Annotated in this window: 17 protein-coding genes; 5 read left to right on the forward strand and 12 right to left on the reverse strand. The window is 56.2% G+C overall.

The features are described 5' to 3' along the window. Nucleotides 1-80: 80 nt before the first annotated feature. Complete coding sequence (locus tag DWA01_RS04855; protein ID WP_336469996.1) at nucleotides 81-1094, reverse strand: LysR family transcriptional regulator; 1014 nt, start codon at nucleotides 1092-1094, stop codon at nucleotides 81-83. Nucleotides 1095-1192: 98 nt separating this feature from the next. On the opposite strand from DWA01_RS04855, the gene DWA01_RS04860 reads away from it, so the two are divergent. From DWA01_RS04860 to DWA01_RS04870, 3 genes are all read left to right on the forward strand, one after another. Further along, nucleotides 1193-2206, forward strand: coding sequence for a TAXI family TRAP transporter solute-binding subunit (locus DWA01_RS04860; RefSeq protein WP_114284662.1), 1014 nt, complete (start codon nucleotides 1193-1195; stop codon nucleotides 2204-2206). 180 nt (nucleotides 2207-2386) lie between these two features. After that, complete coding sequence (locus DWA01_RS04865; protein ID WP_114284663.1) at nucleotides 2387-4618, forward strand: TRAP transporter permease; 2232 nt, start codon at nucleotides 2387-2389, stop codon at nucleotides 4616-4618. Between the two features lie 352 nt (nucleotides 4619-4970). Then, the gene (locus DWA01_RS04870) at nucleotides 4971-6326 is read left to right on the forward strand and encodes an MmgE/PrpD family protein (RefSeq protein WP_114284664.1); all 1356 of its coding nucleotides are present in this window, start codon (nucleotides 4971-4973) and stop codon (nucleotides 6324-6326) included. A 510-nt stretch (nucleotides 6327-6836) separates the two neighbouring features. Here DWA01_RS04870 and DWA01_RS04875 read toward each other — a convergent pair. Then, complete coding sequence (locus DWA01_RS04875) at nucleotides 6837-7910, reverse strand: Hint domain-containing protein (RefSeq protein WP_114284665.1); 1074 nt, start codon at nucleotides 7908-7910, stop codon at nucleotides 6837-6839. Next, the gene (locus tag DWA01_RS04880; protein WP_114284666.1) at nucleotides 7903-9420 is read right to left on the reverse strand and encodes a BUD32 family EKC/KEOPS complex subunit; all 1518 of its coding nucleotides are present in this window, start codon (nucleotides 9418-9420) and stop codon (nucleotides 7903-7905) included. The genes DWA01_RS04875 and DWA01_RS04880 overlap by 8 nt, the downstream gene beginning before the upstream one ends. Before the next feature lie 320 nt (nucleotides 9421-9740). On the opposite strand from DWA01_RS04880, the gene DWA01_RS04885 reads away from it, so the two are divergent. Beyond that, complete coding sequence (locus DWA01_RS04885) at nucleotides 9741-10748, forward strand: glutathione S-transferase family protein (protein WP_114284667.1); 1008 nt, start codon at nucleotides 9741-9743, stop codon at nucleotides 10746-10748. Nucleotides 10749-10781: 33 nt separating this feature from the next. Here DWA01_RS04885 and DWA01_RS04890 read toward each other — a convergent pair whose 3' ends face one another. From DWA01_RS04890 to DWA01_RS04905, 4 genes are all read right to left on the reverse strand, one after another. Next, the gene (locus DWA01_RS04890; protein ID WP_114284668.1) at nucleotides 10782-11069 is read right to left on the reverse strand and encodes a hypothetical protein; all 288 of its coding nucleotides are present in this window, start codon (nucleotides 11067-11069) and stop codon (nucleotides 10782-10784) included. Between the two features lie 167 nt (nucleotides 11070-11236). Beyond that, nucleotides 11237-11941 carry a hypothetical protein gene (locus DWA01_RS04895; protein ID WP_136057670.1) on the reverse strand — a complete coding sequence of 235 codons (705 nt, stop codon included), beginning with the start codon at nucleotides 11939-11941 and terminating at the stop codon, nucleotides 11237-11239. Nucleotides 11942-12059: 118 nt separating this feature from the next. Next, a complete protein-coding gene (locus tag DWA01_RS04900; protein WP_114284671.1) occupies nucleotides 12060-12818 on the reverse strand; it encodes an ABC transporter ATP-binding protein in 759 nt (252 codons plus the stop codon). Between the two features lie 192 nt (nucleotides 12819-13010). Further along, nucleotides 13011-14255 (reverse strand): alpha/beta hydrolase, encoded by a 1245-nt coding sequence (locus tag DWA01_RS04905; protein ID WP_136057671.1) that lies wholly within the window; start codon nucleotides 14253-14255, stop codon nucleotides 13011-13013. 109 nt (nucleotides 14256-14364) lie between these two features. Between DWA01_RS04905 and DWA01_RS04910 the strand changes: the two genes are divergently transcribed. Next, on the forward strand, nucleotides 14365-14571 hold the full coding sequence (locus tag DWA01_RS04910) for a hypothetical protein (protein ID WP_114284674.1): 207 nt from the start codon (nucleotides 14365-14367) through the stop codon (nucleotides 14569-14571). Between the two features lie 513 nt (nucleotides 14572-15084). On the opposite strand, the gene DWA01_RS04915 is transcribed toward DWA01_RS04910, so the two are convergent. From DWA01_RS04915 to DWA01_RS04935, 5 genes are all read right to left on the reverse strand, one after another. Beyond that, complete coding sequence (locus DWA01_RS04915; RefSeq protein WP_235008422.1) at nucleotides 15085-15951, reverse strand: hypothetical protein; 867 nt, start codon at nucleotides 15949-15951, stop codon at nucleotides 15085-15087. A gap of 67 nt (nucleotides 15952-16018) precedes the next feature. Beyond that, on the reverse strand, nucleotides 16019-17332 hold the full coding sequence (locus DWA01_RS04920; protein ID WP_114284676.1) for a TRAP transporter large permease: 1314 nt from the start codon (nucleotides 17330-17332) through the stop codon (nucleotides 16019-16021). Nucleotides 17333-17335: 3 nt separating this feature from the next. Further along, the gene (locus DWA01_RS04925) at nucleotides 17336-17869 is read right to left on the reverse strand and encodes a TRAP transporter small permease (protein ID WP_200832504.1); all 534 of its coding nucleotides are present in this window, start codon (nucleotides 17867-17869) and stop codon (nucleotides 17336-17338) included. A 74-nt stretch (nucleotides 17870-17943) separates the two neighbouring features. Further along, a complete protein-coding gene (locus DWA01_RS04930; protein ID WP_114284677.1) occupies nucleotides 17944-18939 on the reverse strand; it encodes a TRAP transporter substrate-binding protein in 996 nt (331 codons plus the stop codon). 42 nt (nucleotides 18940-18981) lie between these two features. Continuing rightward, entirely contained in the window at nucleotides 18982-20232 is a 1251-nt protein-coding gene (locus DWA01_RS04935; RefSeq protein ID WP_114284678.1) for an NAD(P)/FAD-dependent oxidoreductase, read from the reverse strand. Nucleotides 20233-20280: the final 48 nt, after the last annotated feature.

Consider the following 20280-nt stretch of genomic DNA (forward strand, 5'->3'; position numbering starts at 1 on the left):
ATGTAGAACTGCCACGTCGCCGAAATGCACGAAGGTCGCGGTTCAGGAATTCCGTAAGCATGGGCCCCGTGCAAGGGCAATCAGGTGTGGTCAGCCCCAGGCCACTTGTCCCGCAACTTTACGGCCTCAGCGGTGAGCAGCGCAACAGACGCCTGGGCAACATTCGAAAGCGGCCGATGCGCCGGAGACATGATCGTGATGTTGATTTCAACAGCAGGCTCAAACGGCCGGAAGACGATCTGATTGGCGTCGCCTGAATATAACTTGTAACTCTGGGCGCTGAACGGATCGACAATGGCGCAGGCCAAACCGCGTTCGACATATGTAAATGAAGACAGAAAATACTGGGATTCAAAGCGGAAATTGGTTTTGGCACCGACTTTGTCGAAAGCAGATTGAATGTGTGTATGAATCGGATGACTCCGGTCTGCCACGGCCAGCGGTCTGTCATTCAGATCCGTGGCCGTAATCACGTCTTTGTTGGCCAACGGATCGTTGGCAAGGACCGCACACAGACCATAAAACTTTACGTGCTCATGATGTATGAGCCGGGAATCATCAGCCACTCCGAAACCAAAATCAGCCAGGCCGACGTCAAACTGTTGGGTGGCGATCAGCCGTTGCACCTGACGGGACGTCCTGCTGTTCAGCGTTGCATGGATGTTTGCCTTGCCATCAACAAACCGCGCGATCAGATCCGGTAGAAAAAACGCCGCCGGACCGGGCATGGAAACGACGCGGATCTCCCCCCGTTCCAGCTCAGAAATACTCTTCATCGTCGCCTTAACCGTCTCCAGACGGTTCAGGATTGCATCAGCCTCGTCAAACAGAAAATGGGCCTCGGGGTTTGGGTGAATTCGGGCGCCCTGCCTGACGAACAGTTTGACTCCAAGGTCTTTTTCCAGATCCGCGATAAGTGAACTGATGGCCGGCTGCGTGCGATACAAGATGCGCGCCGCCTCGCTGATCGAGCCGGCTATCATAACTTCTCTGAACGCCCTGAGTTGTCTGAAATTGATTGTACTTACCCCATCCGAAATTTTGTCTACCGCAAGGGTATAAAAAAAATCTATGCCTGTAGCAATATTATAAATTTTTTATTTCTATTTGCCGTCCCTATGTTTGGAACACCGACCCAGAACACTGGAACACAGAAAAACATGGGCGGTTAATAAGATTTAGGGAGAAAAAAATGAAAATGGTAGCCAAACTCAGCGCTGCGCTGATTGCATGCACCATGCTTGTCGGCGCGACAGCACAAGCGCAGGAGATGAGATTCTTTCGGATCGGAACCGGCAGCGCAGGCGGAACGTATTTTCCAATTGGCGGGCTGATTGCCAATGCCATCTCCAACCCGCCCGGTTCACGCCCTTGCGACCAGGGTGGGTCTTGCGGCGTTCCGGGACTGGTTGCAATTGCTCAGTCAACCAATGCCTCCGCGCACAACGTCAATGCGATCAATGCCGGGCAGATGGAAGCCGGGCTGACCGGCGCAGCAACACTGTATTTTGCCTATCACGGGCTGGAGAAGTTTGAAGGCAAAGCCAAGCCCAAACTGCGCATAATTGCGAACCTGTACCCTGAAGATCTGCATCTGGTCATGCAAAAGGATCAATCCCTGGATTCACTGAAAAACCTTGAAGGCCAACGAGTTGGCATTGCACAGGCCGGATCTGGCACACAGATTGGCGTCGAATTGATGCTCGCTGCGCAGGGCATTACCCGCGACAACATGCAGGAAGCTGAGCTGAACAATACACAAAGCGCCGAGCGCATCGCCGATGGTCAGCTTGACGCATATTTCTATGTCGCCGGCACCCCCGTGGCAGCGATGATCCAGCTCGACAACACCAAAGGCATGGAGCTTTACGATTTCTCTGATGCAGAGATCGAAGCCTCAAATAAAGCCGTGCCTTTCTATGTCAGATCCACAATTCCTGCGGGCACCTATGAGGGCATCCAGTACGACGTGAATACGCTTGCGGTGAATGGCATTCTTGTCACCAGCGTCGATCAGGACGACGAGTTGGTTTACGAGATTACCAAAGCGCTCTGGGGCGATCAGGCCCGCCAGTTGCTGGACGCTGGCCACGCCAAAGGAAAAGCAATCACTCTGGAAACCGCGCTTGATGGTATTCTGAATCTTGACGTGCCCCTGCATCCTGGCGCCGAGAGATTTTACAAAGAAATTGGCATGTTGCCGTAACTTCCTGACGTCAACCACACCAATTGCCTCTGCGCCGGCGGGGCTCTGGCGGGAAACCGTCATTGCCCCGCCAGCTAAAGGACGCTCAACCGAGCGCATTACCTGCAATACCACTCCTTATTCCTCAACCGGGGCGTCTTCAGGGCTCTGAAGCAATAAGGAGGAAGAAGGGACGTCCCCATGGCGGAAGAATACAAACCCGACCTGACACAGGCAGAAATAGATGAGCTTGAAAAAAAGTTCGACTCCTCGCTTGTCACCCGTGAAAACAGCCCCGTAATCGCCAAGTTTCTCTACTGGTTTGCGGTCGCATTTGCCTTTTATCACATTTACACCGCCGGCTTTGGCACGCCTGTCGAACATGTTCACATGGGAATCCACCTGTCAGGTCTGTTTGTCATGATCTTTGCAGCATTCCCGTTTATGCGCAGCCAGAGCGCACTGGAGTACAAAGAAAACACCTGGTGGCGCTGGGGCAATGTGCCCGTTTATGACTGGGTACTGGCCGCAGTCGGAGTGATGTCCTCGCTCTATCTCACCCTGTCCTGGAACGGGTTGAACTGGTTTGGGCTGGATATTTCCGAACAGGCCCTGCGTCAGGGCGACCCGCATTGGGTTGATATCGTTTTTGGCACCGCGCTGGTTTTGCTGGTGCTGGAAATCACGCGGCGGGCGCTGGGTTATATCCTGCCAATGATTATTTGTGTGTTTATCGCCTACGCGCTTTTAGGGCCAGTGATGCCGCTCCAGATTCTCAAACATCCGGGCGTCGACTGGAGGCAGTTCGTCAACAATATGTACTTTCCCTCCGAGGGGATCTTTGGGGTTACCCTCTGGGTCGTCTCGACGGTTGTTTTCCACTTTGTGTTGTTCGGCGTTGTCGCCCAACGCATGGGTCTGGGTCAGTTCTTTATCGACAATGCGATGGTCCTTGCGGGCAAGTACACCGGCGGTCCGGCCAAAGTCAGCGTCGTTTCTTCGGCCTTTTTCGGCACCATCTCAGGCTCATCGATTGCCAACACGGTGTCCACCGGTTCGCTGACTATCCCCAATATGAAGAAAATGGGCTATCCGGCACATTTTGCCGGCGGGGTTGAAGCGGCGTCCAGCGCGGGCGGGCAGATCACGCCCCCTATCATGGGCGCGGCCTCTTTTCTGATGGCCGAATTTCTTGAAGTTCCTTACACAACCATCGTTATTGCGGCACTGGTGCCGGCACTGATGCACTATATCGGCGTCATGTCGATTGTGCATTTCACTGCAAAACGGCTTGGCCTGAAAGGCTACACCAAAGATCAGCTGCCCAATTTTGTCCAAATCTGGAAAAATGGCTGGTACACGGTTATGCCTCTGGCCGCTTTGCTGATCACCTTGTTCAGTGGCTATTCGCCAAATATGGCCGCGTTTATGGGCCTGATGTTCTGTATCGTCGTTGGTTTCACCTCGTTCCGGAAACCCCTGACGCTGGTTGTTCCTGCAGGGATGATGACGTTCATTCTGTGGAAAGTATCCAACGGTAGTTTCTCGTCCACCCTGGGTGGGGTGATGGCAGGTCTGCTGATTATGAGCATGCTGCACCGGGCAAAGCGCTATAGTTTCAAGGATCTGTTTGACAGTTTCCACGTCGGTGTTGGTTACGCGCTTGCGGTGGGGGCAGCCTGTGCTGCCGTCGGGATTGTCGTTGGCGTCATCAACACCACCGGCGTTGCCTTCCGCCTTGGTTTTATGGTCACCACCGGCGCGCGCGACATGGCAGAGTTCCTGTATGCGATCATCGGCTGGATCCCTCTTGAGATCTTCCAGCAAGCAGCGATGCAGCAGTTCATCTCGCTGGTTCTGATCGCCATCGCCTGTATCCTGATGGGGGCCGGCCTGCCAACAACCGCGCTTTACATTATGCTGGTTTCGGTTGCCCAACCGGCGCTGGCGCAGCTTGGGGTGCCGGTTTTGGCCACCCATATGTTTGTACTGTATTACGGCGTCATATCGGAAATAACGCCACCGGTTTGTGCGTCGGCTTATGCGGCTGCAGGTATTGCCGGAGCGGACCCTTTCAAAACCGGGGTCTCGGCCTTTACCCTGGGGATTGGTAAGCTGATGGTGCCGATGGTGTTTGTCTATGCGCCGACCATGCTGATTGTTCTGCCGGAATATTTCACCATCTGGTCCTTCCTTCATGTCTCTCTTACCAGCGCGCTCGGCATCTTCATGATCGCAACGGCAGTTTCTGGCTACTTCCTGGAGCATCTGAACGGGGTCTGGCGGTGGGTCATGGCGATTGCCGGTCTGTTGATGGTTGCGCCAAGCATGAGCAGCAATATCGTTGCGCTGTTCGTTCTCGCACCAGTGCTCATGTCGCAACTTAATATCCGCAAAACAAACCCGAACCCCGTATGGATCAAAGTAAATTGAGCGGCGGACAAAAAACACAGAGACAAGGCTCTGCGATGTCTGACAAGCCCCCCGCGACATGGATCCGGACACCCCGCTAATAATGGCGAACGGCTTCAAATTTCACCAGAATTTGCCGAACCCAGTGGTTCAAATGTGCATCTGTTGAACATCGTTGCCAGCCCTCGCCGCACATGCTGCAGGTTCTTCCCGTGAAAACGGGAGGACCGCTGCTGAACAGGTCTCAGAAAACCGGAAAGCCGTTGCGGCCGCAGACCGAAATCAAACAACATTCTGCCGGCAACTGCAGGTCGGATCCTACACCACGCAACCTGTTCAAAGCTGGTTGTGCAACAGAACAAAGGTACAAAATATGACTGAATGGGTGGCTGCAAAGCTCTCAGAATGGGCCGTAAATCTGCGCCCGCAAGACTTGTCTGATGACGTGCTTGCCAAAGCTGAGGATTGTATTCTTGACGCGATTGCCAGTGCCATTCCCGGCAGCCAGTCGGATGGCGCGCAGCGGGTAAAATCCGTTGCCACCAGCAGCTATGGCCCCGGCGATGCGAACGTATGGTTCAGCGGCGAAAAGATACACCCGACCGGTGCTGCGTTTGCCAACGCGGCCTCGGCCTCCATGCTGGATATCGACGACGGCCACAGGCGGGCAAACGGTCACCCGGGGGCCGCGGTTGTACCGGCGGTTCTCGCGGCATTCGGGCCTGACGCCAACGGGATTGATGTCCTGACTGCGGTCGTTGCCGCTTATGAAGTCTGCATCCGTGCCGGCATGTCGGAAAACCGCCGGGCCTATCACACAGGAAACTATACCGGATATGGGGCAGCCGTTGCGGTGGCACGGGCAAACCGGTTGAATGCGGAACAGCTTATGCATGCTCTTGCAATTACCACCTATCACGCGCCCCGGGTGGCTGATCTGACGCTCAGCCAGGACATGGGGGCCAATGTAAAAGAGTCGATTCCCTGGTCGGTCGTTGCTGGAATGTCTGCTTCAAATCTGGCCGAAAACGGGTTCACAGGTTGTCGCGATGCGTTGGATATCGACGAACGTTTTACCGCTGGCATTGCCCTTGAGGGGCTCGCGGAAGGCTACTTCCCGACCGGCGTAAACGGCGGGCGTGAATCCCATGTCATCATGCGCACCTATTTCAAACGCTATGCCTGTTGTCGCTGGTGTCACAGTGCCATCGAGGCTCTGCTTACAATAATGCGTCGCCATAATCTTGCTGTCGAAGACATACTGAATGTTCAGGTGGATACATTCCGGCAATCAGCAAACCTCAACAACCTTGCCGATCCGCCTACGCTGGAAAGCGCCCAGTACAGCGTGCCTTATTGCATGGCCGTTGCGGCGGTGCTGGGGGAAGATGCTCTGACGCCGATGTCCGTCGACAGCCTTCACAACCCGGCTGCGGTGAAACTGGCGCGCAAGATGACAGTTACGCGGGACAAAGATCTGGACCCGCTGTTCCCGCACCAGAACCCCTCAAGGGTCATCGTTTCAACAGCAAACGAGGTGTTTGAAGAATTTGTAACGTCCCCCTGGGGTGAACCGGAAAGATCTCCGGACCGCGCGGATCTGCTTGGCAAGTTCCGCACCCTGGCCAGAGGCAGATTGTCCGGGGACCAGATGTCCGGAATTATCGACGCCGTGCAGGGATTGAGGCTCGGAAAAATGGCCCGATTGCATGACGCACTGATTTGCTAGAGCCTGCATCCCTTCGCCATAATCCGTCCTGAATCCGGTTCGGAATTGTTATGTTCAGTGCCCGTTCCCAGCGGGCCTGAACGGGGAATATTGACGCATATTACGCTGACAGGACGCAGATCCACCCGTTATTAGAAAGCTGGAGCAATAAATGGCGCTGAGGCCAAACAGGTTTTGAGTCCTGTGTGGCGGGTTCTAAAGCCACATCGGTTGTTGATGCTGCGGGTATTAATGTTGGCACCGGTGATGGCAACGGCCCTGAGACGCAGGTTTCCTCCGGTTCATGGAAAGGGCCCGGTGCCAATGCTCTGGGTCCCGTCTCTGACCCGCCAGTGTGTGACGTTTGCCGGTTCCGATCACGCTGACGGGCTGGTTGCGCCACAGGTCAACCTGTGAAACCGCCTTCCCCGTTTCAAACCGGATGTCTCAGACAGAGGCCCGGCTACATTGCAGCGTCGCTTTGCCTGCAGGTCGGGCTTTGCTCCGATAAATCCGGAACACCAGCACTGGTTATTGCAAAACAGCCGCAGAGGCGTTTTCAGACACAGCCCGAAAATTGCTGTCAGGCAAAGTCTCCAGCTGGCCCAGGCAGAGGTCTGCAGTCTTACCCAGCTCAATCAATTCTCTTGTTTCACCGACTGTCAGTATTTTACGCACTGGCGCGACAGGTGTTGCAGACAAAACCCCTTCACTGCGCGCCTGGTCGAACAATTCAACCATGTCGGCGCTAAGCGTTTCCTGCATCTGCGCCCCGAACAAAAGGCTTTCCACCAGGCAGCCCTCGGCGAGCAGCAATTCATGGTTCTTGAAAAGAAGATTGATGTAGTCAACTGTGCGCACGCCACGCAGCGGGCGTATGCCGTTCAGGCCAGTGAGGCCTTTGGCAGGTACGATAACTTCATTTACACTGTGCATCTGGCGGACAACTGCGCCGCCCATCAGGATCCGGTGATGCGGCGAAACAACCAGGTCGCGCTCCGGTTTTCCGGATCCAAGACACCCTGCAGGAAGATGTATGGGACGTCTGCGATCATCTTTCCCCCCGAAGACCGGGCTTCTGTGGCTGGTCCAGACAACTTCCCTCGGCCCGTGATCCCAGGTGTTGACCAGATCCCCCGCCTTGATCGTTTCAACACGCCGGGTGCCGCAGGGCGTACTGATTTGGGTCCCGCGGGTCAGACACAACATGGTGACCGCAGCGGTGCCTGGATCAAGCGTAATGGTGTGGGTGATACCATCCGAACCAGTGTAGTCGATGGTATAAACACCTCCTTGTACGGCATAACTTTCTACGTCCTGGAAAACAAAAGTATCCTCATCGCCTTCACTCTTGATCGAAATGTCAAAGTCATCATCAAATGTACTAAGATCAAACCGGTACACGTCCGGTTGATCATCGTCTTTTCCAACTTTTGTAATCTTGATGCCGGTCGCGCCTCCGGAAAGAAAATCACCGCCGTCGGTAAAGGTGATGTCCTGCGCGGTGCTTACGTCAGTAGAATAGGCGTCCACATCAATTTGAAGCGCACCTTTTGATTCAGACAAAACACTGTCATCGATGTTGATGGTCAGGAACTCAGCCATTTGACGACCCCTTCTCAGCTAAAGTCGCCGCGCGTGCAGGCGCACGGCGGGCAGGTGACGATGGCGTTGTTGTGGCGGTTGTAATCTTTCCGTTTTCCAGCAGGGTCGCCCGCATCTGTTGGCCATTTTCCGTCGCAATAATCAATGCGTCCGCAAACCCATGGCGCGCTGAGCGCTGAAGCAGCTGTTTCGCGGAATTGCATGAGAACGACCGGCAACGGTCCGAGCGTGTCTCGAACGGCAGACCACACCCATTCTTTCCATGGAAAAGACAGGAGCCAGTGACGCTCTGATCCGGAAGCCTTTCCAGATAATAGGAGACCGCGTCATTCTTATTGAGGTCCGGCCGCTGCGTCCGCAGCCGGCCTATCGTGGCCCGGTCAATATAAGCATGTTTTTCGCGCCCACTGCTGCAGCACCAACCTTTGCAGGAGGTACAAATCGCCTGGTGCAATGTATTGGGCTCGGACGCAGGTTCTTCTGACCGGGCTGCGGAACCTCCGGTCTCCTTATCGACGTCGTCCCAGGCCTGATCTGCAACCGAGGCCAGGTGGTGTTCAAACTGCTGTACCAGCGACGCATCCGGGCGTTCGGTACAATCGTCAAGATAGGGGGCATTCACAACCAGCGACAGCTGACGACCGCTCGCTTCATTGAAAGCTCTCAGCACGGTGTCCAGGCGTGTCGGATTGCGTTCGGGACCGGAGAGCGTGTGTGCGACAAATATTTTGGAGAGCGCGAGGAACTGATCGTAACGTCCGGCACCGCTTTGGCAGAACCCTTTGCAAAGCGCTTCGCATAACTCATTTGCGAATTGCGGAAAGAGGCGCACCATGGATCGTGCTGTTAACAGAAGATCCCAGCCATAAGGTTTGTGTGCAGCAAACTCGAAATCGATACCTTTAAACTCACCTTGTGGCGTAACCACCCAGTTTCCCGGAGCGCTGTCGTTCTTTGCAAGCGCATAGTCCTCAATCAAAAAATCCTGCAGGAATGCGCGCGACTGATTGATAACTTCAGAGTCCGGTCCAGTGCCACATTGTATCAGATAGTCATGCCAGGACTGCGGCTGGACCGGGGCTTTGGTCAGTTTGCCAAATCTGGCAAGCCAGCGCCCAAGCTTGAAACATAATGCCTGACAATTACCGGCCGTAAGCATCTCAGCCAGGGATTGTCCCTGGATGAATTCCATAATCAGAATTTTCCGGGCAAGCGAGTAGGACAACAGATGAGGTGTAAGGCCACTCTCCCGCGCGACAATAAGGGCACCGGTTTCGCGATCGAACCCCGTCACCCCAGCCTTGTTTTCCGTCAGATAAATTTTTACCAGCTGATGTGTATGTCCCGTCGAAGCAGCCAGAACAATCGCGCTTTCAGATGTTTTCAGAATCCTGACATTCAGTTCGGAGGGCTTGGTTTCCAGCCCGGAGATCTGCTTTGCAATGCCAGCTCCAAACTTGCTGACCACCGCAACAACTGCATTCTGTTCTTGACTGATATGCACATTCATACTTCGCTCCTGGTGACAACCCGGCCTTGGTCAGAACTGCCTGCAAATTGCGAAACCAGCTGCAAATTGCACGTACAAGGGAGTATTTGTGGCAAAAGAGGGTTAATATATTTTGAATCCGGGTCAGAACACAGGAGATGGTGATGTCAAAGCAGCGCCGGCCAGGTCTGCAAACCACCGGTTGAGTAACTGCTGGCAAGTAACGTCACTTAAAATTTACTTCGCAACGTTGAAAGCACATCCAGCCTTTATTACCCTCAAAGTCATCGAAACTCGAAACGAACACGATATTTGACCGATCTGTTTACAGGAGGGACCTGATGTCCGAACTATTGGAGTCTCTTGTCGCGAAAGCAAACGCGCCGCTGACCAACCCAGAGATGAACCGGACCGTGGGCGATGGATCGCCCCGGTTTGAGCTTTACCATTTTGCGTTGTCACTTTGCTCCCAGAAAGTGCGGGTCTGCCTGGCGGAGAAAGGTGTGACCTACCTGGCGCACGACATCAATCTTCAGATACCCCTGCTCGGGAATTATGACCCGGCCTATGTGCAACTCCGCCTCGAGGCGGATCCGGGGGTCGGCTTTGCGTCCGCTTACACAGGGCGTTCGAGCGTCGCAACCGAGGGTTTCGATCCCGCAGTGGTACCGACTCTGGTGGACCATGCAGCAGGCCGGGTGGTCGTGGACAGTGTAGAAATCTGCCGGTACATCGACGCCGTAGCAGATCCGGACGGATCGCTCACCCCGCCTGAACTCGCTACAGAAATCGCGGCCGAAATCGCGATCGTGGATGACACACCGCATGTCGCGGTTTTTTACGGGGCACATCCGGATCTGGACTTCCGGCCGGAACGGATACGCAGGGGGATGCCCGGTGTACATGACCGGAAACTCGCAAAAATCAGAGCGGCCCGTGAGTTGGTCGCGAGCGATCAAAGGCTTGCAGCGGCCTACGACGCCAAGATTGCCAAGGAGGAGGCCGGCAAGTTGCATGTGATGAGCGCCGGACGCATGCGCGCCTCAGTGAACGAGATCCTAACCATCGTCCGCGACCTGGACCGGCGCCTTGACGACGGCAGAACCTGGATTTGCGGCGAGCAGTTCACTCTTGCGGACGTCTTTTGGGCAGTTTCTCTTTTCCGGCTAAAATGGCTCGGAATGTCTTTTGCCTGGGCGGGCGGACATACGTTGAACAGAGCAGTCAGACCGGCCGTTGCTGGCTATGGAGAAAGGCTTTTTGAACGCCCGGAATTTTGCGCTGCCGTGATCAACTGGCCGGGCATACCGAGCACAGAATACGTGTCAGATCACTACGGTCAGCAATGAATTTATCTGTTGCGCGACGGGCTGTGGCGTAAATCAAACTTCGCCAGACTCTGGCACAGACAGCAGCGGGAACCATTCTGTGGTCACCGGGCCGCGCTCTGGGCCGAAGATGCGCCGGAACGCAAACGCCGCCAGCAAGCGCGGTTCCCAGGCTGTTTCACCGAGGAAATGATCTTCTTCCATGGCCGCATCCGGGGCAACGACCTGACCAGAACTGGTGTCTTGTTTTTCTCTGCCCGAACGCGCCATGACATCATCGCCGGTGCTTTTGAAAACGATGGGATGCGCGCCTTTGAAATTTCTCAGGCGGCCTGGCGCCAAAGTGCCATTTTCCCGGTGGACCGGTCCGATCGCATTGCTCCCCTGGCCAAAGCGCTCTTCGTCAGTTGAGTTTTGGGTCCGGGCGCAGCCGGAACGACGGGTGCATCTGGCTCATTTGACGGGCCGCAGTATGCACCACCTCCGCCCGAATGTGCTCTGACGTGGCCCTAATATTCATAGACCAGCCCCCGCTTTTTCGAGAGTCGCACAGCCACGGCACACGCCATCAGGCCCGCCAGAAGCCAAATCGCCGAGGGCAAGGAAAGCATCAACCAGCGTGGTGTATCGCAGCTCGCACAGGCCAGCGCGTCCAGTCCTGACAGCCCGGGCAGAAGCCAGACCCAAATGGCGGACGAACTGTCGTAGGCCATGAAAACCGGCAACAACAGAAACTGCACCAAATTTACGCTGGGACCAATATCTTTGAAAACGATAACAAAAGCGCCGAAGATCAGCCCCAAACCAAGCGCTGCAGGCACGACAAGGCCAAGCGCTTTGAACAGAGCAGGCGTCACCACATCACCCAGTTGATAGACAAGCGACAGGAACAGCGCGATCACTATGCTGATCACGGTTACAACAACGCTTGAAATCACGGCGCGCATTACAAGCACAACTGCGGCAGGAAACCGGCCCATCCACAAGATCTCGATCAGTCCGGAGCGCGTATCATCGCGGATCGATCCCGTAATACTGGAAAACCCGGTGATGAGCGCACTCCACAATACGAAGGTCTGCACCAAGCCTGAAAGTGGTGCGTCATCAGACGGAGCGTCGTCGAACATGCCGCGCGCGGTTTCGAAGACACCGACAAAAATAAGCGACAGGATCGCCACATTGGCCAGTGTCCCGATTGGATACCGCACAAGCATGCGACCGGTCCTGGCGCATTCGGCAGCAAAAACACCCAACAGCGCGCGCAAGACACCGGCCCTCCTTATGTAGACAGCGGCCGTGGTGTCAGTTTCGGACATGGTGATTTTCTCTGACTCAGACAGGCTCAATTTTCATCCCCCGTGTCTCCAGGCGTGTGATGTCTGATCCGTGTGCGGTAATCGTCTGCACAATCTGATCTCCGGAGGTTTCAGTGACGCTGCCGTCCCTGAACGTAATCACAAAGAGCTCGGTCATCTTCAACGCCGCGACATCAGCTGAAATAAATGCACCGTTGTTGTGGTGAATTAGCACGTTATCAGCCAGTTCGCGCAGAACGCGCGGCTCGTGGGAGGTCAGAACAACAGTTGTGTGCCGGGACATCGCTTCACGTGCGATGACCAGGAACTGGTCGATCCCTTCGCGGTCCAGGCCGTTGGTAGGTTCATCCAGCAGCACGGTACCCCAAGGCGCCACACAGATCATCGCCATTACCAAGCGTTTTTTCTGCCCCTTGGACAACCGGGCGGCAAGCAAGTCAGCCTGGTCATCCAGGCTGACCCGGAGCAACGCGTCCCGGGCCTCGCGACGGCGCACAGGCTGGCCAAAGAGCGCGCTCAGATACTGCAGGTTTTCGACCGCAGTCATTCGGAGGTGCATTTGCCGCTCGATATCCGTGAAAGCCAACACTGGTCTGACAAGCGATAAATCGCCGCCCTCCGGCGCAAGCGCCCCAGCCAGAGCACGCAGAACAGTGGTCTTGCCGCTGCCGTTCTTACCCGCCAGTACCGTGCAGCTGCCTGCGGTCAAGGCGAGCTGCGCCGCGACCTGCCGGGTACCGGAGGGAAATTTGAATATCACATTGTGGTTCTGCATCAAAAATAATTTTCCAATGAATGTGTTAAGGAATATTGCAAACAACAAATGAAATCAACATGCTGGCAGAGTGCTATATCGTCCACGGCCCGGCGCCGACATTGGACTGGACCGCAGCGCAAGACCGCTCCGGGCCCGAAGCGGACGTTGACAGACCTCTGAGATATTGAGCTCTGTTTCTAGTGTGTATTGTCAAACTTCATCGTGTGGTGATTGTAAAAAGGCTTCAATTTCTGACATCATATCTGCCCAGCACTTGTCCTGCGGCAACAGCACATGGTTCGGGCTGTCCAGCACCAGAAACCGAGCATCCGGTATTTCACTTGCGAGGCACTGCCCTTGCTCCAACGGATGTATGACGTCGGATCGTGCGTGAATGACCAGCGTCGGGCACTGGACTTTTGGCAGCAGCTCTTGCACAGAAAACCTGTCAACGATCTGGCGCAGCCGTGCGGCTCCGGCGGGGGATATAGATTCAAGTTGGATTCTGACAAAACTGTCTATTTGGTCTTGTGTGGCATCCGGCATGAAGAGGGCCGAGAACGCTTTCACGAACGTGCTCCCGTTCACACCCCACCCAGCACGAATAAGCGCCAGAACGGTTTCTTCATCGACATCATTTGGCAAGCGGGGGCGCAAGGCCCGGCCTTCGGCGTAACCGCCATATAAGATCAGTTTGCTGACCCGCTCGGGGGATTCCACAGCAAATTTCACCGCAACAGGCACCGCCTGCGACGCGGCAAATATTGGGAAACGGTCAAGGCCACTTGTATCGGCGACTGCCCTCAGGTCATCGACAAAACCATCAATGCCCTCATCAACAAAGTCCCGGCCGGAGAGCCCGGTGCCGCGCTGATCGTACCGGTAGACACTGTGTCGGCGCCCCAGAGCGTCCAGCAAAGGCCGCCACACCGGGCTGTGCCAGTCCAGTTCAAGATGCGACAGCCAGTGCCCGACCCTGACAAGGGGCGGACCATTTCCAGATCGCGCAAAGGCAATTTTCATACCGTCAGCGGAAGTTGCAAAACGAACGTCTTGCCGGGTGCTGGCGGCCTGCACAGGGCCAGGCGCAGTACCCGACGTCGTCATTTCGACGGGCGCAATCATTTTGAAACCCCTTCTGGGGACAGTCTTGATTATGCGTTGTTCTTTGCCATTGTCTCCAACAGCGGACCGGGCCGCATTGATGCGGGCGCTGATTGTTGACTCGGAAATGATCAGCCCCTTCCAGACCCCGGCAATCAGATCATCACGGGACACCAGGTCCCCTGAATTTTGGGCAAGCAACACCAGGATGTCAAAAACCTGAGGCTCGACATGGATAGTGTCCCCTTCCCGGGTCAGTTCATGACGGTCCGGATCCAGCGCGCCATCAGCAAACAGGTAAACCATGCATTCAATAAGGCGCTTTGCTGCAAAGTTCTCAAGAAAATTCACGGATCCGGAGCAAATCACAGCAGAAACACAAGCTGTTCTAAAGCGCGTCTTCAAGCCGGGCACGCCGTGAACTGGTTCAATGGGATATCAGATCAGAAGGAATGATCCCATGCCCGCAGAAACCCCCGACCACATTCAGCTTCGCCCAGACGGTTCAATTGACACTGGCTACTATATGCAGATTGGTCGCCGGAAACGCAGTGAGCAGGCACACAGAATGATGAAAAAACTGGCGTCGCCGAATGCCGGCAAGCGCCTGACCCGTTGGTGGGCCATTTTCATGCAATCAGATCACACGCACGAACGGGGTGTCTGAGAGGCGACTGTTCGCCAGAGCACCAGTCAAACAACGACGCTCTGGGTCGCGAGAACCGAAAAATGCCTGCTAGCGGTTATTTCTGCGGTCCTCGCGGCCAAATTTGTAGCGCTCAAATGACTGTGCTGCCCGAATGCCACTTGCGGGTGAAAGCGCAGTGAAGCACCGCTGTCGCGCGTTTCCTGTCGCTGATTGACTGATGCAAAAGCTGGACAGGCGTGGGTTTAGATCTCACCTTTAGTGCCCGAGTAATCAGATAAACCAATATTTGCCGTGTAAGACCTGCTTGGCGGGGTAACGCAGCATACAAATGAACGCCCGCCTTGGGCCCCGCAAGAACAAGCCGCCTTTCGCGAGATGAACCAATTGCTGCGCTGGGTAGGTAGTGGGCGGCTGTCTGTGGGGCGCAGGCGTCAACAAGACTGGTTGATGCACAGCCGCAGCGACACGCCTGTATCAAGCAGTCCGCTCGCATGGCCGGGAAAAAGCTTTTCAGGGCAGCCGGACTGGCTATTAGAAAACCCTCCGCATCACAACCGGCGTCAGATACATCGGAAACTGATAACAGGCCAAAAAGATCAGCAGCGGATCGGTCGTCGCCGCCGGCAATGCGAGCAAAAACAGCGCCACATTGCGATTTCCGGCAATTATCGAAAACGGCACGGCCTGGTGGCGCAACGGAGTTTTGAGCAGCACAATATAACTGAGAACCTGCAGTCCGAGACACAGGACAATCGCCACCGCCATCCACCCGGCCACAAGAAGCGGATCACTCAGAAGAGCAGGCCCCAGCGCTGACATCAGACCGATTACCGTCACTGCCAGTGTAATCGTTGTCAGCCCGTCCAGAACCTGTGTGCTCTCAGCAGACAAAGCCCGGAACAGGGTTGATCTCAGGGTAAACCCGATCGCGACCGCAACGCAGATCGCGCCAAAAAGCCGTAATGCCGCCAGCACAACCGATACAAGGTCACCGCCCAGGGGCAGCAGCGCCAGCGCCGGCAGCGCCGTCAGCGGCAGCAGGGCTGTGCCGGTCAACAACAGCCTTAGCGCCGGCGCAGGATCGTGCCCCAGCATCAGGGTGAAGTTGGGACTGCCGGTGAGCGAAGGCGCCGACAACATCAGCACAACCACAAGCGCAATTGGCGCGCTGTCATATCCCAGAAGATAAAAGATAAAATACGCGCTGACCGGCAACAGAAACTGCAATACCAGCGCCACGCTCAGGGTGGTGCGAAGATCAGCGAAGCCGCCAAAAGTTGAACGTGGTCCGATCCTGAACGCCGTGAGTGTCAGCATCAACATCACCAGTTCCGCAATCCACGGGCGCAACGCTGTCGCAAGGGACGGCAGCAGCAACCCCGCGAAAAGACCCAGCACCAGCACCGCTTTCCCATGTCTTGCAGCCTGGGAAAGCGGTCTGATCAACAGGCGCCGGATCAGCGCCCTACCCCCCCGGTCGGCTGCGGATGTTGTCCGGCAGCCAGGTGGCAAGTTCCGGGAACCAGATCAGCACGAACACCATAAACACCATGATCAGGAACATGGGAAAGGCAGCGCGGGCGATAAAGCCCATTTCGTGATCCGTCATCGCCTGCAATACAAACAGGTTGAAACCGATTGGCGGCGTGATCTGGGCCATTTCGACAACCACCACGATAAAGATCCCAAACCAGATCAGATCAATACCGGCCTGGCGGATCATCGGTTCCACCACCGCCATCGTCAGCACCACAGAGGAAATGCCGTCGAGGAACATGCCAAGCACGATGTAAAACACCAGCAGCACCATCAACAGCTCAAACCGGGTCAGCTCCATTTGTGCGATCAGATCTGCAAGACCACGTGGCAGGCCGGTGAACCCCATCGCCAGCGACAGAAACGCCGCCCCGGCCAGGATCAGCGCGATCATCGCAGACGTACGGGTCGCCCCCATCAGGCTTTCGACAAAGGTTTTCCAGCTGAGAGAGCCTTGTGATGCCGCCAGGATCAGCCCGCCAATCACCCCGAAAGCAGCTGCCTCAGTTGCGGTGGCAAAGCCCAGGTACATCGAGCCGATAACCACAGAGATCAGCAACATGACCGGCAGCAAGAACCGCGAATTGGCGATCTTCTGCGCGAAACTCATCGGCGCTTCCTGGTTGGGGTTCCAGCTCGGCGACACCCGCGAAATGATGGCCACATATGTCATAAACATCCCGGCCAGAAAAATGCCCGGCATCACCCCGGCAAAAAACAGTTTCGAGATGCTTTCGTTGATGGTGACCCCGTAGACGATCAGTGTCAGAGACGGCGGGATCATCAGGCCCAGTGTCGCTGCACCGGCAAGCGTGCCAATGATCATGTTTTCCGGATAGCCACGTTTGCGCAGCTCCGGGATCGACATTTTTCCGACCGTTGTCAGGGTCGCTGCCGAGGATCCGGACACGGCGGCAAAAACAGTACAGCCGACGATATTGGTATGCACCAACCCGCCAGGCAGACGTGCAAGCCAGGGCGCCAGCCCGCGGAACATGTCCTCAGACAGTCGCGTTCGGAACAGGATTTCCCCCATCCATATGAACAGCGGTAATGCGGTCAGGGTCCAGCTGGAGGAGGCCGACCAGATGGTGGTCAGCATAACGTCGCCGACCGGGCGGGCTGTGAACAGCTCCATGCCGACCCAGGCCACGCCCATAAGCGCCAGACCGACCCAGACACCGCTGCCCAGCAGCAGGAACAGTACGAACAGAAACAGAATGATGATCGAGAGATCTTCCATGGGTTATTCTCCAAAGCTCTGATCTACAAGATCACGCTTGATCCGGTGACTGCCGGTGAAAATCAGGTGCAGAAGGTGGTCGCTTAACGCAATCGCCAGGATTACAGCGCCCAGTAACATCAGTGACTGCGGTATCCACAGCGCCGTTCTGTCCTGGCCCTGGCTGATTTCGTTGAATTTATAAGACCAATACACAAACCGTTGCGCGTAAAAGACAAAATACCAGGCGATCGCAGTGCCTACGCTGAAACACCAGATGTCGATCAGACGGCGCATTTTGGGCCCCACCATATTCAACAGGATCGACACCCGGATATGGGAGCCTTTGTTCAGCGCAGAGCCAAAAGCCAGGAAACTGGCCGCCGCCATGGCGTAGCCGGCATATTCAGGCGCGCCGGGAAACACTTCGCCGGTCCACCGTGCCATCATCTGCACCACAATCAGTCCCAAAATGGCGATCAGGCACATCGCCGCGGCCACTCCCGACAGCCAGTATATCCCATCTAAAACGGACCGCAGCCCTCTCAACATGACCATTTGCCAGCCCTCCCCGACACGCAAAGTTGCCGCGTCCGGGGCGACGCAAGAAGTGCCGCCCCGGACGCAATTGTTTATTTCATTGCTTTGAACGCGTCGATTATGGCCTGCCCTTCGGCGCCCGCGGCCTCCAGCCATTCGGCGGTCATCGTGTCGCCGATTGCTTTCAGTTCCGCCGTCATCGCCTCATTCGCCGGGCCGACAGTCATGCCACCGTCGCGCAGCCCCTGAAGGGTGAAACCGGTGTATTCTTTGGAACGCCAGGTGCCGGCATATTCCGCAAGTTCAGCGCAGGCGTTGACGACATTCTTGTTGCTGTCACTCACGCCGGACCACACATCCGAATTCACCAGCATGTAGTTGCGCGGCAGCCAGGCATCCACCTCATAGAAATAATTGAGACTTTCCCAGACTTTGCGGTCGTAACCGGTGGCGCCAGAGGACACCATAGCGTCGGCAACACCGGTAGCAAAAGCCTGGCTGATTTCAGCAGCCTCAATCGACACCGGCAACATGCCGGTCATCTCCGCCATCCGTGCCGTCGCGGCGTTATAGGAGCGGAACTTCACGCCCTGCATATCCGCCACGGAATTGACTTCGTTTTTGAAGTACAGGCCCTGGGGCGGCCATGGCACGGAATAGAGCAGTGTCAGGTTCTGATCTGCCAAAACTGTTTCCAGCGCTGGTCTGGCAGCTTTCCACAACGCGTCCGCATCGTCAAAGGAGGTCGCCAGGAAAGGGATCGAATCCACACCAAACAGCGGGTTTTCATTCTGGTGACCCGACAGCAGACGTTCTCCGATCGGCACCTGGCCGGTCTGAACCGCCCGTTTGATGTCGCCACCTTTAAACAGAGAGCCGCCCGGATGGGTGGTGATCGTAATGTCGCCGCCAGTGCCGGTGGTCACGCATTTGGCAAATTCGGTACCGGTGACCGAGTGAAAGTTGGTCGCGGAATAGGCCATCGGCAGATCCCATTGCTCCTGCGCCACAGCCGCGACCGAGCTCGCGCCCAGGGTAAAGGCCGCAGCAGTCAGCGCGGTCGTCAGTTTATAAAACGGTGCTTTCATTTTGTATCCTCCCAGTGGATTTGTTGCACTTTCTGGTCGTTCTCAGATCCCTTTGGCGAACCGTTTGGGCTCATAAGGGCTCAGGTCGTAATTTGGCGGCCGGCCGCAGATCAGATCCGCAACCATCCGCCCGGTTTTTGGCCCCGAAGTCAGGCCAATATGGTGGTGGCCGAAGGCGGTGTAGACGCCGCTGGTTCCGACCTCACCGATAAGCGGCAGGCTGTCAGAAGGCGCCGGACGATGCCCCATCCATTCTGTTTCGCTTTCGGCCCGCATCTTTGGAAATGTCTCGCGCACTTTCTTGCGCAGCAGTGCCAGCGGTGCTTTTGAGAGCCCGGCGTCCAGGCCGCCAAACTCCACCACACCGGCGCAGCGCAGCCCCTCGCCCACGGGCGATGCGACAAATTTCCCGGCTGCAACCATGACCGGAAACGCTGGCCGCTCGGTTGGCTGCGCATAGTCGATGTGATAACCGCGTTCGGTTTCCATCGGCACGTTCAGGCCTAGTTTGGCCAGCAGTGGTTTGGACCAGACGCCTGCCGCAAGCACAGCGGTGTCACAGTCAAAACGGCCCTGATCGGTGTCAACAGCGCGGATTGTGCCGCCCGAAAGATCGAAGTCTTTGACCGTGGCCTGGACAACCCGCCCGCCCATTCCGGTGAACACAGCCGCGAGTTCCGCAACATAGTCGGCCGGGTTCAGCACAAAACCATGGTCCTTCATCACCGCCAGAAGCTGACTGACAGGTCCCAGAGCGGGTTCCATATCCTGCACGTCACGCCCTTCCACCAGCTCGGGGACAAAACCAGCCTCCCGGCGCAGACCCCAGGTGTAGGCATCGGCGTCAAACGCAGCGCGGTCTTTGTAAGCGAAGGCGTAATTACATTTGCGGACCCATCTGGCGGCATCTGTACCCTCTGTCAGGGCCCTGTGCTGTTCCACAGAGTCTGCCACTATTGTGGTCAGCCCCTTTGCAATCCGCCGGGTATCGCGGTCATTGGCATGGGAAAGATACCGGAACAGCCAGGGCGCAAGCCTTGGCAGATAAGACCAGCGCAGGAACAGTGGAAAATTAGGGTCAAGCAACAGACCTGGCCCCTTGAGTACCAGCCCTGGCGCTGTCACCGGCGCAACCGAACACGCCGCCAGCACACCCGCATTGCCAAAGGACGTTCCCATGCCAGGTATCCCGCGATCTATCAGCGTCACGTCCTGCCCCCCGCGCCTGAGCCAGATGGCGGTTGAGACACCGACAATTCCGGCCCCGATTACAATCGTATGCGACGTGGTCATCGATATACCCCGTTACTATTCGGTATTGTATTAGAGTCAGGTTTGCCG

Source organism: Candidatus Halocynthiibacter alkanivorans, from assembly GCF_003333265.1.
Lineage (GTDB): Bacteria > Pseudomonadota > Alphaproteobacteria > Rhodobacterales > Rhodobacteraceae > Halocyntiibacter_A > Halocyntiibacter_A alkanivorans.

What these genes read in the sequence shown, in the direction of transcription:
- DWA01_RS04885 (WP_114284667.1), top strand. Translation starts at nt 9,741, where the DNA reads ATGTCCGAACTATTGGAGTCTCTTGTCGCGAAAGCAAACGCGCCGCTG.
- DWA01_RS04870 (WP_114284664.1), top strand. Translation starts at nt 4,971, where the DNA reads ATGACTGAATGGGTGGCTGCAAAGCTCTCAGAATGGGCCGTAAATCTG.
- DWA01_RS04920 (WP_114284676.1), bottom strand. Translation starts at nt 17,332, where the DNA reads ATGGAAGATCTCTCGATCATCATTCTGTTTCTGTTCGTACTGTTCCTG.
- DWA01_RS04875 (WP_114284665.1), bottom strand. Translation starts at nt 7,910, where the DNA reads ATGGCTGAGTTCCTGACCATCAACATCGATGACAGTGTTTTGTCTGAA.
- DWA01_RS04930 (WP_114284677.1), bottom strand. Translation starts at nt 18,939, where the DNA reads ATGAAAGCACCGTTTTATAAACTGACGACCGCGCTGACTGCTGCGGCC.
- DWA01_RS04910 (WP_114284674.1), top strand. Translation starts at nt 14,365, where the DNA reads ATGCCCGCAGAAACCCCCGACCACATTCAGCTTCGCCCAGACGGTTCA.
- DWA01_RS04860 (WP_114284662.1), top strand. Translation starts at nt 1,193, where the DNA reads ATGAAAATGGTAGCCAAACTCAGCGCTGCGCTGATTGCATGCACCATG.
- DWA01_RS04935 (WP_114284678.1), bottom strand. Translation starts at nt 20,232, where the DNA reads ATGACCACGTCGCATACGATTGTAATCGGGGCCGGAATTGTCGGTGTC.
- DWA01_RS04925 (WP_200832504.1), bottom strand. Translation starts at nt 17,869, where the DNA reads ATGGTCATGTTGAGAGGGCTGCGGTCCGTTTTAGATGGGATATACTGG.
- DWA01_RS04900 (WP_114284671.1), bottom strand. Translation starts at nt 12,818, where the DNA reads ATGCAGAACCACAATGTGATATTCAAATTTCCCTCCGGTACCCGGCAG.
- DWA01_RS04865 (WP_114284663.1), top strand. Translation starts at nt 2,387, where the DNA reads ATGGCGGAAGAATACAAACCCGACCTGACACAGGCAGAAATAGATGAG.
- DWA01_RS04880 (WP_114284666.1), bottom strand. Translation starts at nt 9,420, where the DNA reads ATGAATGTGCATATCAGTCAAGAACAGAATGCAGTTGTTGCGGTGGTC.
- DWA01_RS04895 (WP_136057670.1), bottom strand. Translation starts at nt 11,941, where the DNA reads ATGCTTGTGCGGTATCCAATCGGGACACTGGCCAATGTGGCGATCCTG.